The 15053-nt window shown below is 71.1% G+C and carries 13 protein-coding genes; 7 read left to right on the top strand and 6 right to left on the bottom strand.

Annotated features, from left to right (window positions below):
• Positions 1–64 precede the first annotated feature (64 nt).
• Both Microterr_RS08950 and Microterr_RS08945 read right to left on the bottom strand, forming a co-directional pair.
• The gene (locus Microterr_RS08950; RefSeq protein ID WP_318528826.1) at positions 65–1570 is read right to left on the bottom strand and encodes a sensor histidine kinase; all 1506 of its coding nucleotides are present in this window, start codon (positions 1568–1570) and stop codon (positions 65–67) included.
• Positions 1567–2301, bottom strand: a complete 735-nt coding sequence (locus Microterr_RS08945; protein WP_263798307.1) for a response regulator transcription factor — start codon at positions 2299–2301, stop codon at positions 1567–1569. The genes Microterr_RS08950 and Microterr_RS08945 overlap by 4 nt, the downstream gene beginning before the upstream one ends.
• A gap of 165 nt (positions 2302–2466) precedes the next feature.
• On the opposite strand from Microterr_RS08945, the gene Microterr_RS08940 reads away from it, so the two are divergent.
• From Microterr_RS08940 to Microterr_RS08930, 3 genes are read left to right on the top strand one after another with little or no spacing between them, the layout of a single operon-like run.
• Positions 2467–3945, top strand: coding sequence for an ABC transporter permease (locus Microterr_RS08940; RefSeq protein ID WP_263798308.1), 1479 nt, complete (start codon positions 2467–2469; stop codon positions 3943–3945).
• A 51-nt stretch (positions 3946–3996) separates the two neighbouring features.
• Positions 3997–4725, top strand: a complete 729-nt coding sequence (locus Microterr_RS08935) for an ABC transporter ATP-binding protein (RefSeq protein WP_263798309.1) — start codon at positions 3997–3999, stop codon at positions 4723–4725.
• 36 nt (positions 4726–4761) lie between these two features.
• Complete coding sequence (locus tag Microterr_RS08930; protein ID WP_263798310.1) at positions 4762–5775, top strand: magnesium and cobalt transport protein CorA; 1014 nt, start codon at positions 4762–4764, stop codon at positions 5773–5775.
• A gap of 7 nt (positions 5776–5782) precedes the next feature.
• Here Microterr_RS08930 and Microterr_RS08925 read toward each other — a convergent pair whose 3' ends face one another.
• Together Microterr_RS08925 and gndA are read right to left on the bottom strand one after the other, a co-directional pair.
• A complete protein-coding gene (locus Microterr_RS08925) occupies positions 5783–6244 on the bottom strand; it encodes a VanZ family protein (RefSeq protein ID WP_263798311.1) in 462 nt (153 codons plus the stop codon).
• A 5-nt stretch (positions 6245–6249) separates the two neighbouring features.
• Positions 6250–7701, bottom strand: coding sequence for an NADP-dependent phosphogluconate dehydrogenase (gndA, locus tag Microterr_RS08920; protein ID WP_263798312.1), 1452 nt, complete (start codon positions 7699–7701; stop codon positions 6250–6252).
• A 133-nt stretch (positions 7702–7834) separates the two neighbouring features.
• On the opposite strand from gndA, the gene Microterr_RS08915 reads away from it, so the two are divergent.
• Positions 7835–8311: a gluconokinase gene (locus Microterr_RS08915; RefSeq protein WP_263798787.1), complete on the top strand. Its 477-nt coding sequence runs from the start codon at positions 7835–7837 to the stop codon at positions 8309–8311.
• Here Microterr_RS08915 and Microterr_RS08910 read toward each other — a convergent pair.
• Positions 8296–8421: a hypothetical protein gene (locus Microterr_RS08910; RefSeq protein WP_263798313.1), complete on the bottom strand. Its 126-nt coding sequence runs from the start codon at positions 8419–8421 to the stop codon at positions 8296–8298. The genes Microterr_RS08915 and Microterr_RS08910 overlap by 16 nt on opposite strands.
• Before the next feature lie 223 nt (positions 8422–8644).
• On the opposite strand from Microterr_RS08910, the gene Microterr_RS08905 reads away from it, so the two are divergent.
• From Microterr_RS08905 to mfd, 3 genes are all read left to right on the top strand, one after another.
• Positions 8645–9283, top strand: coding sequence for a 50S ribosomal protein L25/general stress protein Ctc (locus tag Microterr_RS08905; protein ID WP_263798314.1), 639 nt, complete (start codon positions 8645–8647; stop codon positions 9281–9283).
• A gap of 66 nt (positions 9284–9349) precedes the next feature.
• A complete protein-coding gene (gene pth, locus Microterr_RS08900) occupies positions 9350–9934 on the top strand; it encodes an aminoacyl-tRNA hydrolase (RefSeq protein WP_263798315.1) in 585 nt (194 codons plus the stop codon).
• Between the two features lie 43 nt (positions 9935–9977).
• The gene (gene mfd / locus Microterr_RS08895) at positions 9978–13589 is read left to right on the top strand and encodes a transcription-repair coupling factor (protein ID WP_263798316.1); all 3612 of its coding nucleotides are present in this window, start codon (positions 9978–9980) and stop codon (positions 13587–13589) included.
• Between the two features lie 30 nt (positions 13590–13619).
• Here mfd and gdhA read toward each other — a convergent pair whose 3' ends face one another.
• On the bottom strand, positions 13620–14978 hold the full coding sequence (gdhA, locus tag Microterr_RS08890; RefSeq protein ID WP_263798317.1) for an NADP-specific glutamate dehydrogenase: 1359 nt from the start codon (positions 14976–14978) through the stop codon (positions 13620–13622).
• Positions 14979–15053 lie beyond the last annotated feature (75 nt).

The following is a 15053-nucleotide window of genomic DNA, read 5'->3' as shown; positions in this document are numbered from 1 at the left end:
AGGCGACACCGAGTGACCCTCATCCGGGCCGACCTCAGGGATGCTGTGCCGCGGCGCGCGTCGGTCAGGCCTCGGCCGCGTCGGCCGGGCGCGCCGGCAGACGCAGCTCGAACGTGGTGTCGCCGGGGGTGCTCTGCACACTCAGCGTCCCGCCGTGCGCGTCGACGATGGCCTTCGCGATCGACAGGCCGAGACCGGTGCCGCCGGTCTTCCGCGCGCGCGACCGGTCGGCCCGCGAGAAGCGCTCGAACAGGTCGTCGGCGATCGCCGGATCGACCCCGGGGCCGTCGTCGTGCACCCGCAGCACCGCCTGACCGTCGGCACGATGCACGCTCACCGTGACGGTCGTGCCGGCAGGGGTGTGCGTCCGGGCGTTCGCGAGCAGGTTCGCTGCGACCTGGTGCAGGCGCACCGCGTCGCCGGCGACCACGACGGGATCCTCGCCCAGGTCGAGCTGCCAGATGTGGTCGGGGCCGGCCGGCCGCGCATCGGCGACCGCCTCGATCGCCAGCTGCGACAGGTCGACGGAGCCGTACACGAGCTCCTGGCCCTCGTCGAGCCGCGCCAGCAGCAGGAGGTCCTCGACCAGGGTCGTCATCCGCAGCGACTGCGCCTGGATGCGCTCGAGGGACGACTCCGTGTTCTCAGAGAGGTCGGGCGCCCGCAGCGACAGCTCCGAGTAGCCGCGGATCGATGCCAGCGGCGTGCGCAGCTCGTGGCTCGCGTCGGCGACGAAGCGACGCATCCGCTCCTCGTTGCGCTGTCGCGCGTCGAGCGACTCGTCGACGTGGTCGAGCAGCGTGTTCAGCGCGTGGCCGACGCGCCCGATCTCGGTGTGCTCGTCGGCCTGATCGCCCGGCACGCGCTCGCTGATCGTCACCGCGCCCTCGGACATCGGCATGGCGGCCACGCGGGTGGCGGTGTCGGCGACGGCGCGCAGCGGCGCGAGGCTGGCCCTGATGACCAGGGCGATCACCGCCGCGAGCAGCAGCAGGCCGCCCGCGGTGACCAGCAGCATCGTGGTGAGCATCTGGGTGATCGTCGTCTGCACCTCGCTCAGGGGCAGGCCGGCGACGGCGACGTAGCTCTGCGCCTGGTAGGCGGTCACGCGGTACTCGCCGAGACCGGGCACGTCGACATCGTGCTCCGGCTGGCTGATCCCTTCGACGACCGCGTCGACCTGCTCGTCGGAGAGGGTCTCGACGTCCGTGTCCGACGCGACGACGGCGCCGGTGGTCGTGCCCTCCGGCGCGCGCACGATCAGCAGCGTGCCCGGCTGCTCACGGCCGGCCTCGAGCACGTCGTACGCCGTGATGGGCTCGCCAGGGGGACCGTACTGCAGCTGCAGCAGCACCTGGCCGGTCTGCTGCTGCGTGGTCTGCAGCTTGGCGTTCAGATTGTCCTGCAGCACGGTGCCGAAGACCGCGCTCGTGGCCACGGCGATGATCACGAGCATGAGCGACACGATGCCGATCACCGCGACCATCAGTCGCGTCTGCAGGCTCCAGCGCAGCCTCGGCGCCGTGGTGGGGGACGGCTCGGCCGGCTCCGCGTCGGCGGTCTGCGTCACTGGGGCGCCTTGATCATGTAGCCGACGCCGCGCACAGTGTGGATGAGCGGCTCGCGGCCCGCGTCGATCTTCTTCCGCAGGTACGAGATGTACAGCTCGACGACGCTGGAGCGCCCGCCGAAGTCGTAGTTCCAGACCCGGTCGAGGATCTGCGCCTTCGACACCACCCGGCGCTGGTTGCGCATGAGGAAGCGCAGCAGCTCGAACTCGGTCGCGGTCAGCTCGATCGCCTGGCCGGCGCGCTCGACCTCGTGGCTGTCCTCGTTCAGCGACAGGTCGGCGACCCGCAGGATGGGCTCGGCCTCGTCGGCGAGGGCGCTGCCCGCGCGCCGCATGAGGCCGCGCAGCCGCGCCACGACCTCCTCGAGGCTGAACGGCTTGGTGACGTAGTCGTCTCCGCCCGCGGTGAGGCCGGCGACCCGGTCGCCGACGGAATCCTTCGCGGTGAGGAACAGCACGGGCACGTCGTTGCCGGAGTGGCGCAGCCGCTGCAGCACCGCCATGCCGTCGAGGTCGGGCATCATGATGTCGAGCACCATGGCGTCCGGCTCGAACTCCCGCGCCGACTGCAGCGCCTGGAAGCCGCTCGCGGCCGTGCGCACGTCCCATCCCTCCATCCGCAGCGCCATCGACAGCAGATCGGTGAGCATCTGCTCGTCGTCGACGACCAGCACGCGCAGGGGCGTGCCGTCGGGGCGGTGGAGGGCGGTGGCGGGAGCGATCGCGGTCATGGGTTCATTGTGCGCGCATTCCTATGGGCCTGCTGTGGAAGAACCTATGCGGATGCTGTGAGCTCCGCGCTCATACGGATTCCATAAGGCGCGCTGAACCGCCGCATCGCCGCCGCTCGTACCGTCATCCTCGTGAGGCAGGCCCCCGCCGCCAGAAGGAGACCCATGTACGGCACGTACCTACGGCGCGAGCTCGCCGGCCGGAAGAAGCAGACGATCATCGTCGCCACCGGCCTCGCGATCGCCATCGCGCTCGTCATCATCGTCAACGCACTCGCGGCCGGCGTCCGCGACGCGCAGTCCCAGGCGCTCGAGTCGGTCTACGGCGTCGGCACCGACATCACCGTCACCGGCTCGATGGCGGAGCCGGGGGAGGGCGGCCAGGGCGGCCGGTTCGAGTTCGACGAGGAGGGCGGCACGACCGCCGACGACGGCACGACCTCGCTCAGCCAGTCGCGGCTGACCGCCGACATGATGCGCGGAACGCTCGAGGCCTCGACCGTCGACACCGTCGCAGGCCTGGACGGCGTGGCCGCCGCATCCGGCGCCCTCAGCCTCACCAACGCCACCTTCTCGGGCGAGCTCCCGCAGCGCCCCGATGACTCCGGCGCGACCACCGAGACGCAGGGGCAGGCGCCTCCGCAGGGCGACGGCGGCGGCGCGGGCGGCGGCTTCGGCGGCGGCTCGTTCGACGTCGAGTCCTACACCGTGCTGGGCATCGACCCCGCCGACACCGCGGTCGGACCGCTGTCGGCCGTCGAGGTGACGGACGGGCGCGGGCTCGCGTCGTCCGACGCCGGGGCGGACGTCGCCGTGCTGGACGCGACCTACGCCTCGACCAGCGAGCTCGCCGTGGGCGACACCATCGACGTGGGCGGCACCGACGTCGAGGTGGTCGGCATCGTCTCCGCCACCGGCAGCGAGGCCGACACCGCCGCGAACGTATACCTGCCGCTGGACACCGCGCAGACCATCGCCGGCCTCGACGACGTCGTGTCGACGGTGTACGTGCAGGCCGAGTCGGCCGACGCCATCGCCTCCGTGCAGTCGGCGATCGAGGCGGAGCTGCCCGACGCCACCGTCAGTTCGCAGTCCGATCTCGCCGCGACCGTCTCCGGCTCGCTCTCCAGTGCCACGTCGCTGATCACGAACCTCGGCACCTGGCTGTCCATCATCGTGCTCGCGGTCGCCCTGGCGATGGCGGTGCTGTTCACCATCTCCGGCGTCTCGCGCCGCACGCGCGAGTTCGGCACGCTCAAGGCCATCGGCTGGTCCAACGGACGCGTCGTCGGCCAGGTCGCCGGCGAGTCGGTCGTGCAGGGCCTCATCGGCGGCGCGGCCGGTCTCGTGATCGGGCTGGCGGGCATCGCGGCCATCAACCTCATCTCCCCGACGATCTCGGCGGCTCCCGCTGCCGCGACGCAGACCGGACCGGGCGGCGGCCAGATGATGATGGGCGGCGGCGGACCGTTCGCGCAGGCGTCGCAGACCGCCGCCGACATCGTCCTGCACGCCCCGCTCACGCCGTGGGTGATCGTCGCCGCGGTCGGCCTCGCCGTCGCCGGCGGCCTGCTCGCCGGGGCGTTCGGCGGCTGGCGCGCCGCGCGGCTCAGCCCGGCCGAAGCCCTCCGATCGGTGGGCTGACCGATGGAACCCGCCCTTTCCGACCCGCAGGCCTCCACGACAGGAGAGAACATGACCATCGCAGACGTGCACGCCGAGACGCCGGCGGCACCCGCATCCCCCGTCCCCATCTACCGGCTCGCGCAGGTCACGCGCACCTACCGGCAGAAGGGCCGGATCGTGAAGGCGCTCGACGGCGTCGACCTCGACATCGCCGCGGGGGAGTTCGCGACCATCCAGGGACCGACCGGCGGCGGGAAGTCGACCCTCCTGCAGCTGCTCGGCGCCCTCGACAAGCCGTCCAGCGGATCGCTGCGGCTCGGCGACCTCGACATGGCGACCGCGACGAGCGCCCAGCTCGGGGCGCTGCGCGCCCGCGAGATCGGGTTCGTGTTCCAGGGGTTCAACCTCATCCCGACGCTGACCGCGCACGAGAACGTCGACATGGGCCTCGAGCCGCTCGGCCTGCCGAGGCAGGAGCGGGCCGACCGAGTCACCGAGGCGCTCACCCACGTGGGCCTCGCCGACCGCGCCGACCACAAGCCGGGCGAGCTCTCCGGGGGCCAGCAGCAGCGCGTCGCGATCGCCCGCGCGATCGTGAAGCGACCGACGGTGCTCCTGGCCGACGAGCCGACGGGCAACCTCGACGAGAGCATGCGCGACGAGATCCTCACGCTGCTGCGGAGCCTGAACGAGGAGGGGCTGACGCTCATCGTCGTGACCCACGACTCGGCGGTCGCCCGCAGGGCGAGCCGACGCCTGAAGCTCGAGCGCGGCAGCATCCGCGACATCACGCGCTGACCGGAGACCCCCGGTCGTGGACGTATCGTGGGCATCATGACGGTCATCGACTCGGGGGTCTACGTCGACGGGGTGCGGATCGCCTCCGGCGACGCACCCTCCGACGCCATCGCCCGCGCCCGGACCAACGGGGGGATGGCCTGGATCGGGCTGCGCAGGGCGGACGGCGACGAGCTCCGCGTGATCGCCGACCTGCTCGGGCTGCATCCGCTCGCCGTGCAGGGCAGCCTCGCCGGCCATCAGCGTGCCAAGATCGAGCACTTCGGCAAGACCGTGTTCGTCGTGCTGCATCCGGCCACGTACATCGACGAGACCGAGCGGGTCGAGTCCAGCGAGGTGGACGTGTTCGTCGGCCCCGACTACATCGTGACCGTCCAGGACGACGACGACATCGACACGGATGCGGTGCGTCAGCGCCTCGAGGCGCACCCCGAGGTGCTGGCGCGCGGCCCCTACGGCGTCGTCTGGGCGCTCGTCGAGGAGGTGCTCAGCGGCTACCGCCCGGTCGCGGACGGCGTCGAGAACGACATCGACGAGATCGAGGAGGAGCTGTTCTCCGATCACCCGCATGTGACGCGGCGGATCTTCGACCTGCAGCGCGAGGTGATCGACCTCCAGCACGCGACCTCCGCGCTCCCTGACGTCATCCGGCGCCTGGAGGAGACCCTGACCGCGCAGGGCAAGAGCGCGGGTTCCGCGGCGCTGCGGGCGAGCTCCGACCGCGCCCAGCATGTCGTGGAGCGCATCGACGGATTCCGGCACACCCTCGACGCCGCCCTGACCGTGCACGCCACGCTCATCGAGCAGCAGAACAACGTCGCCATGCGGCGGATGTCGGAGCAGGGTCTCGCCCAGAACGACCAGGTCAAGAAGATCTCGGCGTGGGCGGCCATCGGCTTCGCGCCGACCCTGGTCGGCACCGTGTACGGCATGAACTTCCGCTACATGCCCGAACTCGACTGGGTGTGGGGGTATCCGATGGCGCTCGGGCTGATGGCCGCGGTCAGCGGCGCGCTGTATGTGCTGTTCCGGCGGCAGGGCTGGCTCTGACGAGCCGTCAGCGGTCGCGGCGGGGCAGGAGCAGGAAGGCCAGCAGCAGCATGAGCAGCATCCCGATCGTCGCGCCGAGCGTGTTCGCGACGATGTCCCGCACGTCGGGAACCCGCGAGTCGAGGTAGGCGGCCTGCAGCGTCTCGATCGCCCCGCTGACGGCGAGGCCGAGCAGGGGAGCGGTCCACCACCCGCGGACGCCGAACCAGAGCACGGCGAACACCCCGAGCGGCACGAACATCGCGACGTTGGCGGCGAATTCGACGCGGTCGAACGTGATCCACGCCGTCGACTCGCGCTGCGCCAGCCAGACCAGCAGCCGGTCGAGCGCGTCGGCGATGTCGGATCCGTACGGACGTGCCCGCAGCGTCAGCCAGGCCACCGCCCACAGATAGGCGGCGCTGAGCACGGCGAGCACGATCCGCGCGGTCGCCCGCTGCACGCGCAGCGACGCGGGGACCGAGCTCACCGAACTCAGTGCGTGTCCTCGGCCTCGATCTCGGTGCGATCGCCCGACCAGAGCGTGTGGAAGGTGCCGTCGCGGTCGACGCGCTTGTACGTGTGCGCGCCGAAGAAGTCGCGCTGACCCTGCACGAGCGCGGCCGGCAGGCGCTCGGCGCGCAGCCCGTCGTAATACGCCAGCGACGACGCGAACGCGGGAGCCGGGATGCCGGTGCCCGCCGCGGACTGCACGATGCGCCGCCACGAGTCCTGCGCCCGGCCGAGGGCCTCGACGAAGTACGGGGCGGTGAGCAGCACCGGCAGCTCGGGAGCCTCGGCGTAGGCGTCGGCGATGCGGTTGAGGAACTGGGCGCGGATGATGCAGCCGCCGCGCCAGATCTTCGAGACGGCGCCGAGGTCGATGGTCCAGTCGTACTCGGCTGCGCCGGCGCGGATCTCGTCGAACCCCTGCGAGTACGCGACGATCTTCGAGGCGTACAGCGCGAGCCGCACGTCTTCGATGAAGGCGTCGGCGTCGTCGACGAACCCGGTGGAGGCCGAGGGGCCGGGCAGGTCGCGCGAGACGGCGCGCTGCTCGGGGTGGCTCGACAGCGAGCGGGCGAACACGGCCTCGGCGATGCCGGAGACCGGGGTGCCCAGGTTCAGCGCGGTCTGCACCGTCCAGGCGCCGGTGCCCTTCGCGCCGGCCTGGTCGAGGATGACGTCCACCAGCGGCTGGCCGGTCGCGGCGTCGACCTGGCGCAGCACCTCGGCGGTGATCTCGATGAGGTAGCTCTCCAGCTCGCCGCGGTTCCACTCGGCGAAGACGTCGGCGATCTCGGCCGGGCTCTTGCCGGTGCCACGGCGGATGAGGTCGTAGGCCTCGGCGATCAGCTGCATGTCGGCGTACTCGATGCCGTTGTGCACCATCTTCACGAAGTGCCCTGCGCCGTCGTGGCCGATGTGCGTGACGCACGGCTCGCCCTCGGCGACCGCGGCGATCGACTTCAGGATCGGGCCCAGGGTGACCCACGACTCGTCCGAGCCGCCCGGCATGATCGACGGGCCGAGCAGCGCGCCCTCCTCGCCGCCGGAGATCCCGGCGCCGACGAAGTTGATGCCGGTCTCGCGGACGGCCTTCTCACGGCGGATCGTGTCGGTGAACAGCGCGTTGCCGCCGTCGACGATGATGTCGCCCGGTTCGAAGACCTCGACGAGCGCGTTGATCACGGCGTCGGTGCCTGCGCCGGCCTTGACCATGATGATCGCCGTGCGCGGCTTCGTCAGCGTCGCCGCGAATTCCTCGTACGTGAAAGCGGGAGCGAAGCCGGCCTCGGGGTGCTCGGCGAGCAGCTCATCGGTCTTCGAACGGCTGCGGTTGTACACCGCCACCGTGTTCCCCTCGCGGCTGGCCAGGTTCCTGGCCAGGTTCGACCCCATGACCGCAAGGCCCACCACACCGATATTCGCCACTGCCTCAGACACGCACTCTCCTGTCGTCGTTCGCTTCCAGCCTAGAGTCTGACGTGTGCGTGTTGCACCGCGAGGGCTGGATGCCCCCGCGACGAGGGAGCCGATGGTGAGCGAGCGTGCGCGCACGGTCCGGCCGGTGGTCGTGATGGGGCCGAGCGGCTCGGGCAAGACCGTGATCGGCGCACGTCTGGCCGCCCTGCACGGAGCGCTGTTCATCGACGCCGACGATCTGCATCCCGCCGCCAGCATCGCGAAGATGGCGGCGGGCATCCCACTGGACGACGACGACCGGATGCCGTGGCTCGACGACGTCGGCCGCGCGCTGCGCGAGCGGGGCGAGGTCGTCGTGGCCTGCTCGGCGCTGGCCCGCAGGTACCGGGACCGGATCCGCGCGCAGGCGCCGGACGCGGTGTTCGTGGAGCTCGAGGTGACCCCGGACGAGCTGGCGAGGCGCATGGCCGAGCGCGAGCACTTCATGCCGCCCGCGCTCCTGGCGTCCCAGTTGAGCACGCTCGAGCCGCTCGCCGCCGACGAGGCGGGCGTGCGGATCAGCGCCGCAGGAGCGATCGACGATGTGGCCGCGGACGCGTCCGCCGCGCTGGCGGATCAGTCCTTGCGGTAGGCGGAGCGGCCCATCGAGAAGAACGCCGCGGCCGTGCCGACCACGCCGCCGAGGGCGATGAGACCGATCACGCCGAGCAGGATGTTCGAGGCGAGCTGGCTGTCGATCATGGGTCCTCCATCGGGAAAGGGGCAGCGTCTCCATCGTAGTGACGGCGCTGGTAGACTTGGGATTCGTACTTCGGCGAGGGGTGCCCGCGACCCGCAAGGGTGAGCACAGGCATCCGTGATCGACGCGGTGAAGCAGGCTCACACGGCTTTCCTCACGCGCATGCGTTCGAGTCGAACCCCAGCCCCACATCCGGGCCCGTGTGCCCTGCAAGGAGATTCCATCATGTCGACCGAAACCGACAACAAGGTCACCGCCGAGCTGCGCGAGAACTTCGGCAAGGGCTTCGCCCGCCGTCTGCGCGCCGCCGGCCAGATCCCCGCCGTCCTGTACGGCCACGGCACCGACCCGGTGCACGTCGCGCTGCCCGGCCACCAGGTCGCGCTGCTCATCCGCCGCGCGAACGCACTGCTCGAGCTCGACATCGCGGGCAAGAGCCACCTCGCGCTCGTCAAGGACGTGCAGAAGGACCCGGTGCACCAGATCATCGAGCACATCGACCTCCTCGTCGTGAAGAAGGGCGAGAAGCTCGCCGTCGACGTGCCGATCGTCGTCGTGGGCGAGTCGTTCGCCGGCACCATCGTCAACCTCGACAACACCACGGTGTCGCTCGAGGTCGAGGCCACGCACATCCCGCAGCACATCGAGGTCGACGTCGAGGGCCTCGAGGAGGGCGCGCACATCACCGCCGCCGACCTGAAGCTGCCCAAGGGCGCGACCCTGGCCGGCGACCCGGAGCTGCTCATCGTCGCCATCGCGACCCCGGCCGCGCCGACCGCCGACGACGAGGCTGCTGACGCCGCTGTCGCCGCGACGGCCGAGGCCGCCGCCGAGGCACCCGCCGAGGACGCCGCCGCCGAGTAAGTCACCGTCCGGAGCCCGTCACCGCCGTCACCGGTGGGGGCGGGCTTCGTCGTCGAGAGGGATGTCATGGCCGAGACGTGGCTGGTCGTGGGACTGGGCAACCCCGGTCCGCGCTACGAGCTGACGCGCCACAACGTGGGCCAGCTCGTCGTCGATGTGCTCGCGGAGCGCCGCGGCGAGGGCTTCAAGGCGCACAAGGCGAACGCGCGCGTGGCCGAGACCTGGCTGCGCCCGGGCGGGCCGAAGATCATCCTCGCCAAGCCGAACTCGTTCATGAACGTCTCCGGCGGCCCCGTCGCGGGCCTCGCGAAGTTCTACGGCATCGAGCCGGACCGCATCGTCGTCGTGCACGACGAGCTCGACATCCCGTTCGACACCGTCAAGCTGAAGATCGGCGGCGGGCACGGCGGCCACAACGGGGTGCGTGACGTCGCGAAGGCTCTCGACACCGCGGAGTTCCCGCGCGTCAGGGTCGGCATCGGCCGGCCGCCCGGGCGTCAGGACGCGGCGGACTGGGTGCTCGACCCGTTCGGCGCGACCGAGCGGCAGAACCTGCCGATCCTGCTGGGCGATGCGGCGGATGCGGTGGAGCAGCTCATCGGCGAGGGCCTCCTCGCCGCACAGCAGAAGCACCACGCCCCGCGGGCGTGACCGCGCCGGCCGCGCTGTCGGTGGAGCGCAATAGACTCGTCCGGTGACAATTCCCGGGATCGTGCGCGCCCTCGAGCAGGCGGAATCCTTCCGGGATGCCGTCGCCTCCTCCTCCGTCGACGGGGAGTTCTCGCTCGTCGAGGGCCTCGATGCCCCCCTGCTCGCGGCGATGCTCGACCGGCGCCGCACGGCGGGGCACCCCCCGCTCCTCCTGGCCGTCGCCCCGACCGGTCGGCGGGCGGAGGCGCTCGGCCCCGCCGTGGGCGCGCTGCTGCCGGGGTCGGAGGTGCTCCACTTCCCCGCGTGGGAGACCTTGCCGCACGAGCGGCTCAGCCCGAGCGCCGAGATCGTCGGGCGCAGGCTCGAGGTGCTGGCGCACATCGCGCGGTGGACGGGCGAGACGCCCCTCGTCATCACCGCGTCCGTGCGCGGGGCGATCCAGCCCCTGGCGGCGGGGCTGACCGATGCGCCGGTGCTGCGGCTGGTCGCGGGCGAGCGCGGCTACGAGCTCACCGAGGTCGCGGCGCAGCTCGTCGAGCTCGCGTACCACCGCGTCGACATGGTCTCGCGTCGCGGCGAGTTCGCCGTCCGCGGCGGCATCCTCGATGTCTTCCCGCCGACGGCGCCGCACCCGTTCCGCATCGAGTTCTTCGGCGACGAGGTCGAGCAGATCCGCTCGTTCTCGGTCGCCGATCAGCGGTCGCTCCCCGACGACGTCCACGGGATCGAGGTGCTGCCGAGCCGTGAGCTGCTGCTCACCCCCGCGGTGCGCGAGCGTGCCGCCACGCTGACGGCCCAGTTCCCCGGGCTGCGCGGCATGCTCGAGAAGATGTCCGAGGGCATTCCGGTGGAGGGCATGGAGTCGCTCATGCCCGCCGTCGTCGATGCTCTCGTGACGCTCGTGGACTACCTGCCCCAGGGAGCGGCGATCGCACTCGCCGATCCCGAGCGCGCCGTGACCCGCGCGATCACCCTCGGCGAGACCAACCGCGAGTTCCTCGAGGCCGCATGGAACGCGGCGACCGCCGGTGCCGAGAGCCCGATCGACCTGGGCGCGGGCGACTTCCTGACCCTGCCGGCGCTCCGCGAAGCGGCGAGCCGGCGAGGGCAGGTCTGGTGGACACTCTCCAGCTTCGATTCCGGCGAGGCGGATGCGGCGGCGGAGGGCCTCTTCGGCGTGGACGCCGCCCTCGAAGCGCGCGCCGTGGTGCGTGTCCCCGGCGTCGCCGTGCCCTCGTTCCAGGGCAACGTCGACGGGGCGACCGCCCACATCGGCCAGCTGGTCGCCGACGGCTGGCGCGTCGTCGTCGTGTCGGAGGGCACTGGTCTCGTCGAGCGCGCGCGCGACGTCCTCGCCGAGCGGGGCATCGCCGCGCGCAAGGTCGACACCCTCATCGATGCGCCGGAGGGCGGCGTCGCCCATCTGGTGACCTGCGCCCTCGAGCGCGGCTTCGAGATGCCCGACGCGAAGATCGCGGTGCTCACCGAGTCGGAGTTCTACGGGCGCACGATCAGCGGCGAGCGCGGGGTCGTCAAGAAGCTCGCCTCACGTCGCCGCAACGTCGTCGACCCGCTGCAGCTCAAGGCGGGGGACTACGTCGTCCACACCACTCACGGCATCGGCAAGTTCGTCGAGCTGACCCAGCGCGAGGTCTCCAGCGGTGGACGCAATGCGATCAAGAGCGTCCGCGAGTACCTCGTGCTCGAATACGCGCCCTCCAAGCGCGGGCACCCCGGCGACAAGCTGTTCGTGCCGACCGATCAGCTCGACCTGCTCTCGCGCTACGTCGGCGGTGAAGCTCCGACGCTGTCGAAGATGGGCGGATCCGACTGGGCGCAGGCCAAGGGCAAGGCGCGCAAGGCCGTCCGCGACATCGCTGTCGAGCTGGTGAAGCTGTACTCGGCGCGGATGGCGGCCAAGGGGCACGCGTTCGGGCCCGACACGCCGTGGCAGCGCGAGCTCGAGGAGGCGTTCCCGTTCGCCGAGACCCTCGACCAGCTGCAGACGATCGACGAGATCAAGGCCGACATGGAGAAGCCGATCCCGATGGACCGGCTCCTCTCCGGCGACGTCGGGTTCGGCAAGACCGAGGTCGCCGTGCGCGCCGCGTTCAAGGCGATCCAGGACGGCAAGCAGGTCGCCATGCTCGTGCCGACGACCCTGCTCGTCAAGCAGCACCTCGAGACGTTCACCGAGCGGTTCGCCGGCTTCCCGGTCAAGGTGAAGGCGCTCTCCCGCTTCCAGACCGACAAGCAGGCCAGGGACGTGCTGGCCGGGCTCACCGACGGCACGGTCGACATGGTGATCGGGACCCACCGCATCCTCACCGAGAAGGTCATCTTCAAGGATCTGGGCCTCATGATCATCGACGAGGAGCAGCGGTTCGGCGTGGAGCACAAGGACACGCTCAAGAAGATGAAGACCAACGTCGACATCCTCGCGATGAGCGCGACGCCGATCCCGCGCACCCTCGAGATGGCGGTCACCGGGATCCGCGAGATGTCGACGCTGCAGACCCCGCCGGAGGACCGCCACCCGATCCTGTCGTACGTGGGGCCGCGCAACGACAAGCAGATCGCCGCAGCGATCCGCCGTGAGCTGCTGCGCGAGGGCCAGGTCTTCTACGTGCACAACCGGGTGCAGTCGATCCAGCGGGTCGCCGCAGACCTCGCCGAGCTCGTCCCCGAGGCCCGCATCGCGGTGGCGCACGGGCAGATGGGCGAGCACGCCCTCGAGGAGGTCGTCGACGGCTTCTGGGAGCGCAAGTTCGACGTGCTGGTGTGCACCACGATCGTCGAGACGGGCCTCGACATCTCCAACGCCAACACGATCATCATCGACCGCGCCGACAAGTACGGGCTGTCGCAGCTGCACCAGCTGCGCGGCCGAGTGGGCCGCGCCCGTGAGCGCGCGTACGCGTACTTCCTCTACGACGAGATGAAGCCGCTGTCCGAGACCGCCGCCGACCGGCTCGAGACGATCGCGGTCAACAACGATCTGGGCTCGGGCATGCAGGTCGCCCTGAAGGACCTCGAGATCCGCGGCGCCGGCAACATGCTGGGCGCCGAGCAGGCCGGGCACATCGCCGGCGTCGGGTTCGACCTGTACCTCCGCATGATCGGCGAGGCGGTCTCCACCTTCCGCGGGGATGACGTCGAGGGGCCGACCGAGCTCCGGCTCGAGCTGCCCATCCAGGCGCGCATCCCGGAGACCTACATCGACAGCGAGCGCCTGCGGCTGGAGGCGTACCAGAAGCTGTCGGCGGCAGCATCCGCCGCCGCGAAGGACGACGCCATCGACCTGGTGATCGACGAGCTGCGCGACCGCTACGGCGAGCCGCCGGCCGATGTCGAGGGTCTGCTTGCGGTCGCGCGGCTGCGTCGGCGCGCCGCGCAGGCAGGGCTGGCCGATGTCGTGGCGATGGGCCCCAACCTGCGCATCGCGCCGGCGCATCTCGCCGACTCGATGCGCGTGCGCCTGCAGCGCCTGCACCCCAGGGCGAAGGTCCTCGCCGGCGGCGACGCGCTCATCGTGCCCCTGCCGACCGCCGGCGGCGAGCCGCTCGGCGACGCGCAGCTCATCGCCTGGGTCGCGCAGCTGCTCGATCAGCTGTGGCCGGTAAAGGATCCGGCGCCGGTGCGCGCTGAGGCGTAGCCGGGCGCCGTGGCGACGGACCCCTCCGGGTCAGATGACGCCCTGCGCGAGCATGGCGTGGGCGATGCGCTCGAAGCTCGCTGAGTTCGCCCCGACGACATAGTCGCCCGGCCGTCCGTAGCGCTCGGCCGCGTCGAACGCGGCCCGGTGCACACCCTGCATGATCGAGCGCAGCTTGGCCTCGCTGTCGGCGAAGGTCCAGCGCTGCCGTGCCGCGTTCTGGCTCATCTCCAGCGCCGAGGTCGCGACGCCGCCGGCGTTGGCGGCCTTGCCTGGTCCGAAGAGCACGCCCGCGGACTGGAACAGCTCGATGGCCTCCGGGGTGGACGGCATGTTCGCGCCCTCGGCGACGGCGCGCACGCCGTTCGCGATGAGCGCCCGTGCGTCGTCAGCGCCGAGCTCGTTCTGCGTCGCCGACGGGATCGCGATGTCGACCGCGACCTCCCACGGCCGAGCGTCCTCGACGAACCGGGCCCCCGGGCGCTGAGCGGCGTACGCCGAGATCCGGGTGCGGTCGACCTCCTTGACCTGCCGGAGCAGGGCGAGGTCGATGCCGGCGTCGTCGACGACGTAGCCGGAGGAGTCGGATGCCGTCACCGGCGTCGCGCCGAGCTGGTACGCCTTGTCGATCGCGTAGATCGCGACATTGCCCGAGCCGGAGACGCCGACGCGCTTGCCCTCGAGCGACTCGCCGTGCACGGCGAGCATCTCCTGGGCGAAGTAGACCGCACCATAGCCGGTGGCCTCGGTGCGCACCTCGGCACCGCCCCACTGCACGCCCTTGCCGGTGAACATGCCGGACTCGTGGCGGTTCGTGATCTTGCGGTACTGCCCGAACAGGTAGCCGATCTCCCTGGCTCCGACGCCGATGTCACCCGCGGGGACGTCGGTGTGCTCACCGAGGTGCCGGTAGAGCTCGCTCATGAACGACTGGCAGAAGCGCATGATCTCGGCATCGGAGCGCCCGTGCGGGTCGAAGTCGCTGCCGCCCTTCGCTCCGCCGATGCCCTGCCCGGTGAGCGCATTCTTGAAGATCTGCTCGAAGCCGAGGAACTTGATGATCGACAGGTTCACCGAGGGGTGGAAGCGCAGCCCGCCCTTGTACGGGCCCAGCACCGAGGAGAACTGCACGCGGAACCCGCGGTTGACCTGCAGGCGGCCGTCGTCATCCACCCACGGCACGCGGAACATGATCTGGCGCTCAGGCTCGACGAGGCGCTCCAGGATCCCGGCGTCGACGAACTGCGGATGCGCATCGAGCACCGGGGCGATCGACTCGAGCACCTCGTGCACGGCCTGGAGGAACTCCGGTTCGTGGGGGTTGCGGGCGACGACGGTCTCCAGCACGCCGCGCACGGCAGGGGGAGTGTCAAGGAGCGTGAGTGACATGGGGGGACTTTCAGAGACATGGAGAACCCGCGGGGGTCGGGCACCTCCAGCCTAGCTTTGCGCCCCCAGTGGTCT

The sequence above is a fragment of the Microbacterium terricola genome (genome assembly GCF_027943945.1).
Taxonomy (GTDB): Bacteria; Actinomycetota; Actinomycetes; order Actinomycetales; family Microbacteriaceae; genus Microbacterium; species Microbacterium terricola.
This window is presented reverse-complemented; position numbering and strand designations above follow the sequence as displayed.